4 protein-coding genes and 1 pseudogene are annotated in these 5923 nt (G+C 36.7%); 4 read left to right on the forward strand and 1 reads right to left on the reverse strand.

What is annotated here, in order from left to right; translation table 11 throughout:
• Positions 1-55: 55 nt before the first annotated feature.
• The 4 genes from E1171_RS09135 to ybiA all read left to right on the forward strand — a co-directional run bounded on the left by E1171_RS09135 (position 56) and on the right by ybiA (position 5622).
• Positions 56-3577, forward strand: coding sequence for a hypothetical protein (locus tag E1171_RS09135; RefSeq protein ID WP_155205701.1), 3522 nt, complete (start codon positions 56-58; stop codon positions 3575-3577).
• A gap of 2 nt (positions 3578-3579) precedes the next feature.
• Entirely contained in the window at positions 3580-4320 is a 741-nt protein-coding gene (locus tag E1171_RS09140) for a hypothetical protein (protein WP_155205702.1), read from the forward strand.
• A gap of 442 nt (positions 4321-4762) precedes the next feature.
• Positions 4763-5065, forward strand: coding sequence for a hypothetical protein (locus E1171_RS09145; protein WP_155205703.1), 303 nt, complete (start codon positions 4763-4765; stop codon positions 5063-5065).
• Entirely contained in the window at positions 5062-5622 is a 561-nt protein-coding gene (ybiA, locus tag E1171_RS09150) for a riboflavin biosynthesis intermediates N-glycosidase (RefSeq protein ID WP_155205704.1), read from the forward strand. Before E1171_RS09145 ends, ybiA begins: the two co-directional genes overlap by 4 nt.
• Before the next feature lie 51 nt (positions 5623-5673).
• Here the strand turns inward: ybiA and E1171_RS23780 are convergent.
• A pseudogene (locus E1171_RS23780) lies at positions 5674-5923 on the reverse strand (hypothetical protein); the annotation flags it as partial.

The following is a 5923-nucleotide window of genomic DNA, read 5'->3' on the forward strand; positions in this document are numbered from 1 at the left end:
GTAAATTTATCATCAAATAAAAGCCTTTCGGTGTACTAAAATAATAGATTTATATATGAATAAAATTATACTCAACTTATTATTTTTTGTGTTGGTAACGCTTTCACCCTCATATGGTCAAATTTTTGGTGAAACGGATGCTGTAAGTGTACCTGATTTATCAAGGCCAGAAGACCCAAAGATCGTACGGTCGAAACATTGTGAATTTGGGACCTACTGGGAGGGGCATGAGGTGGGTTACGAACAAGGTAAATTAGATGGGAGGGAAGATGGCAAAATTTGCGATTTTACAGGATCAGTTTATCCGGGAGTGACTTGGCCGGATGGTTGCCCACCCACTCAAGATTACAAAGATGGACATAAGGTTGGATATTGGGCTGCATACTATGAGTATTATGATAAAGAAATTGAAGAAAAGTCTGAGTCTTGTTCGTGGCCTATTTATTATTTTAGTACTTTCTATTGTGAATGTGTTTGTGATGAGCGTATTTACTATTTTGATGGCGATGGTGATGGCTACTATGACCCTAGTGTTGGTACTCAATCCTTGTGTGAACATCCTGGTGGAGACTGGAGAACCTCGGTAAATGGTGTTGACTGTGATGACAGTGATGCCTCGGTTCAGGAAGTAGAAACATGGTATTTTGATGGAGATGATGATAGCTATTACGGATATACTGAGGAATCCTGTGGTAACCCAGCGAAGGGGACTTCTGAGGAAGGCAAGTGGAGTACTTCATCACTAAATGGGCGGGATTGCGATGATCAAGATTCCAATTTAACAAGGATAAAAGCCTGGTATTTTGATGATGATGGGGATAATTATTATGGAAGAAAAGAAGATTCTTGTGATAACCCTGGTAAAAACACGGATTTAGAGAGTAAATGGAGTACTTCACCCGGGGATGGAAAAGATTGTGATGATACCGATTCCAATAAAGTAAAAGTTGATGAATGTGGAGCTTGTAATGTCCTAGAAGTACCACCTGTAGCGGTATATATTGACCTTGATAGAGATGGCTTTCATTCAGTTTTCAAAAATGAAGATTGTGGGCACGGTAGATTTAGTGGAGAGCAAATTAGGGCCTCGAATTTCCCTGAATCCATACTAAACATTCTCCCTCCTCCGGTCTACGACCCTAGTATACCAGAAGGTGTAAATTTTTATTTTCCTATACCAAACTCCAGTTTGATTGTTACCTATGAGTATAAAAAGGCAGATGGAAGTGGGGATGTATTTATATTTCCGGACGAACTTCTTCAAAGTTTCACCTTTGGAGAAGATTGTAATGACCTAGAGGTTGGCAATACGACCTGGTACAAAGATTTAGATGGAGATGGCTATTATTCTGATACCAAAGTTAGTTGTTCTCCTCCAGGAGCTGGCTGGTTTACTACTGCTAATATTGGATTAGACGAAGATGATAAGAACCCTTTCATTCCAGCTCTTCAGAGTACTTGTTCTGATGATTTTACGATCCCTTCCTTAATGAAGGAGTTAGGTGATTCCTTTATTTCTTATGAAGGCAAAGCCTATCATAAGGATGATATAAACTTAAGTTATGGCAATATTAATTATTCCTTTGATGATATTATCTACGATCAAGTAGGTACTGAATCCCATCTGCTTCCTAATAAACTTATAATACCTAGTAATACACCCTTGTATGGCGGAAACATAGTGACTAATAATGCTAAGGCAACCACAAGGTCTAGCTTGGAGGTAAGTCGCAGTACTTCTGCTTCATCTTGTTTTGGAGGGGAGAGAGGGGATAGTGAATGGAGTAAAAATATTAAAGAAAGATATTCTGCCTATTCCAATATTAGTGGAGATGTTTACCTGGACACCGAAGGTTTGAATGTTTATTATGAAGAACTTTTTAATTTAGATAAATTTAAAAATTTCAAGGAACACTACAGTGGATCGTTTGCCCCAGCATTAGCTATTCAGATCCAAACCTTTGAAGAAATAATTGATCCTGAATTAGGAATAAAAGAAGATGAAGTTGTTAATCAAACCTTAGGTGGCGATAAACCTGCAGTGATTATTACTGCAATTAAAAAATTGGATAATCATGTGGAATATGTGATTTCTGTTGATGACGACGCATTTAAAGCGAGCCCTCAAGAATTGGAAGCTCAGGGATGGAACACTTCTGAAGATGAAGAGATTTATACTAATCAGTTAGAGGAACTAATTGTTTTTCGACAATTAATGGTTGGTTTAATTGCGTTTGACTATGACAATGTTGTAGCCAATAAACCTACCTCTCCTGCTGTAAGTGGTTTACCAACAGAAACCTATCCGGACTATAACTTTAAGGGATGGGGTGTATTGTCTAAATGGACTGAGTTTTTTGAGCTTGGGTATCACCTAAGCCATCATTTTGAGCTACCGGAGGGCACTTGGGATCCGGAAGCAGGGGATTCGAATAAATGGCGTGCGAAGGCCCCAGCAAGTGTTAGTGGAGTGGTAGATGAGTCTATGGTTGCTGTTAAGGATTTTGCTGAAATGGTAAAATTGGGGCAGTCTTTAGTTTATAAGTCTACGTGGGTTCAAATATTAGAGAGCGCAAAAAACTTTAATATTGGAGATCAGATTAGCAGCATGATCTCATCCTATCAGGAAGGGTGGAGTGAATTAAGGGGTGATAATGGAACATACAAGCAATACCATGCCATTGGAGAATTAAGCACCAAAGTCGTCAGAACAATCTATGCCGGCTGGGCCAGTGCTAATACATTGCTTGTCAAAGCCTATAAACCGTCTCCAAACCCTACGGAAGCCTTAACAAGAAGAAACAAGGATTTTGAAACAAATTTCAAAAATAAAATCAACAAATCTCCTGAATTTGGTAACTTGCCAAAAGAGCAGCAGGAAAAGCTTATTCAGGATATTGCCGAATCGCAAAACGATGAGCTAGGTAATGCTTTGGCTGGTAATTCTAAATTGGTTGATGGGTGGAAATCCTTTAAAAATGTTGGTTTAGATGATTTAGCAACTAATACGAAACAACTTCAGAAATTCGATGATCTCGTTAAAAACAACAATTTGGGGTTAGATACCAAAGGTCTCGAAGATTTGCTAAGTGCTCGAACAGCTACTAAAGGATTACCATGGGAACACCCTGACAAGGTATTGGATGCAACAAAACGGGCTTCAGATGCTAATATAGATAGGGTAAGTATAAAAGGTTTTCCCACACCTGCAGAAGGTAATACTAGTTTTGTACTAAATAATGCTAAACAATATCAAAGAGAAGCTAGTGGAGATGCTTTTTTAAGTTTTGATAAAGGAGGTAGAAGTTTTGATAATGTAACCTTTGACGGAACGCTAATAGATAGAAAGTATGGGCATGGACCAAGTATTTTTAATGCTGACGGAACGGTTCATAATCAAAGCAGGGCAAATAGTATACTAAATCAAGGTAGAGAGCAAATAGCAGCTGCAGGAGGAACGCCTGTGAAATGGGAAGTGTCTACGGAGCTTGGGGCTGATGGAATACAAGCACTATTTGATGATGCTGGTATTAATATCGAAGTAGTTCACGTGGCTCAGCAGACAATAATAAATTGAGTATGAAACATAGTAAATTAGTGCCACTGATTATTCTGAAAAAAGAGAAGTTGTCTATTATTCAGATTGCTGAATTAATTATTGATTTCTATAAAAGTTTAACTGTAGCTGATCGTAGTTACAATCAAGTAAACATTATATCAGAAAAAGAAACTCTCCAGCCTGGTATTAAAGTTAATGAGTTAAATTCTGTTCAATTATTGGCCGAAGAAATTTTGCATCAAAATATTGATGACATTCGAAAGATTGATAAAGTGGAAGATCCGGATATTAATTTTTCACGAGAAGGAGTCATTAATATTGGGTTGGAGGTAAAAATTGATGAAGAAACTTTAATTACACTCAATTATTCATTTACTAGTACGCTGGCTTCAATAGCACGTGTTGTGGTTAACGAGCTATGCTTTGACACATTCGAAAAAGCTAATTTTTTCTTGAAGACGGCTGAAAAATCTTTTTCAATAGATTATTCAGTAATTAAAATATCGGATCAAGCATTTAATAAAGTTGCGAGAGGATACAAAGCTCCCTTAGGCTGGATTACTTATTTTTCTAATGATTATGAAATCCCTATTCCAGATGATTTAGAAGGGGTAGAATACCAGTATACCGATAAAGGTAAATACTTGATTTTATCTAGAGAAAACATTACTAATGATCCAGAGAAATTGGAAGGGAGCAAACAAAAACTTTTAATTATAATGGAGGAAATAAAAGCTCGAGTTCCTGAGTACTCAAAATAAATTAACTATAAGCCTGCCTTGCTTTCACATCCCTAAGCACGGCATCCAAATTATACAAAATGCACTCTTTGTCTTTGTCAGGGAGTGCATTTGTTTCTTTTAGACTTCTGAGCATAGCAGGATCTTTAAAAGGTCATCAGGCTCAGCCTCTCCCAACAGATAAGCAATAGGTGTTTCCAGTGCTTCAGCAATCCTTTTTACTGCATCAATAGAAGGCAATACCTCGTTTCGTTCTTACCCTTCAAGCACATTTTAAAGGGGCTTACCCTAAAGGGAAAGTCTCGTTTGAACACTTTAATTTCCAATCCCAATTATATAGCGTAATGAGATACAAGATATTAATAACAAACAAGGATGGAAAAGAACTCGAAGGTTGGTTTATATTAGAAAATCTTCAAAATGCAGATGAGGTTAGTCTCTTTTTTCCTTTGATGGAAACAGCGTGAACCAAGTTGTAGAAGATTATTTTACATTTCTATGTAGAATTAGAGAAAGCTTAGAAAAAGATGGAGTTTCAGTAATCTGTAATGGGGCAAGCAAGGACGTTTATCCATCCCCGATGATGAGAGATATGGGAGATGGAGATCAAGCCTACAGGCTCAAAATTGGTGTTCCTGCTAAAATGACAGATGTTGTAAATATTTTTGAAGTTGACAAAGATAATTTTATTTCCTCTACAGTAAGCGAACAGAAAGAATTTTATAATGAATGGCTGAAAGTCAAGAAAAGCCCCACTTCCTCATGAAATACAATTTAAATTGGCTTTTAAACAAATATGATGAAGATATTAATATTAAGTTTATCTTCTTTTGGGGACACCAACCTAAGAAAAATGGCAATATCGGGAAAAGCTGTTTTAGTCAATGGTGGGAGTCTGATTTTATCCACAATGGATTGGTTTTTTCTACGGCTGAAAAATGGATGATGTTCAAGAAAGCCGAATTATTTAAGGATGAAGTAATACTCAAAAAGATTATAACTGTTAATGATCCAAAGGAAATTAAAAGTCTTGGTAGACAAATAAAGAACTTCGATCAGGAAGTTTGGAATGAGCATAAATATGGAATAGTTCTTGAAGGGAATTTTTTAAAATTTAACCAAAATGATACTTTGAAAGACTTTTTGCTCAACACTGATGATGCAGTTATTGTAGAAGCAAGTCCTTATGACAAAGTTTGGGGAATAGGTATGAAAGTAGGGGAAAATGGTATTGAGAACCCTGTAAACTGGAAGGGAGAAAACCTTTTAGGTTTTGCTTTAATGGAAGTAAGAGATATCATTATCCAAAAAAGCCAAGCTTAGCAGTTTGGCTTTTTTACGCTCAATAAGCAGCTCGCCATTGTTATAAGCTGGTTATTTTTTAGCCTTTAAAATCTTTATTTCTTCTTTTAAGCTTTTCAGTTCTTCAGATTGATCTTTGATAAGTGTTGCTTGTTCTTGGTTGGTCCTATTTTGCTCAATCATATAAAGAGTAAGCTCCTCAATTTTTTGAAGCAGTTTTTTGTTCATCTCTGATTGATAAACCCCTTCTTGTTCCATTTCTTCTGCGGATGCAATTTCGGGTAGATGCTTGTTTTCGGTTATATAGTTTTCGACTTCTTCA

The sequence above is a fragment of the Xanthovirga aplysinae genome, assembly GCF_009711365.1.
Lineage (GTDB): Bacteria > Bacteroidota > Bacteroidia > Cytophagales > Cyclobacteriaceae > Xanthovirga > Xanthovirga aplysinae.

Coding starts and splice junctions, on each gene's coding strand:
- E1171_RS09135 (WP_155205701.1), top strand. CDS start 56: ATGAATAAAATTATACTCAACTTATTATTTTTTGTGTTGGTAACGCTT.
- E1171_RS09140 (WP_155205702.1), top strand. CDS start 3,580: ATGAAACATAGTAAATTAGTGCCACTGATTATTCTGAAAAAAGAGAAG.
- ybiA (WP_155205704.1), top strand. CDS start 5,062: ATGAAATACAATTTAAATTGGCTTTTAAACAAATATGATGAAGATATT.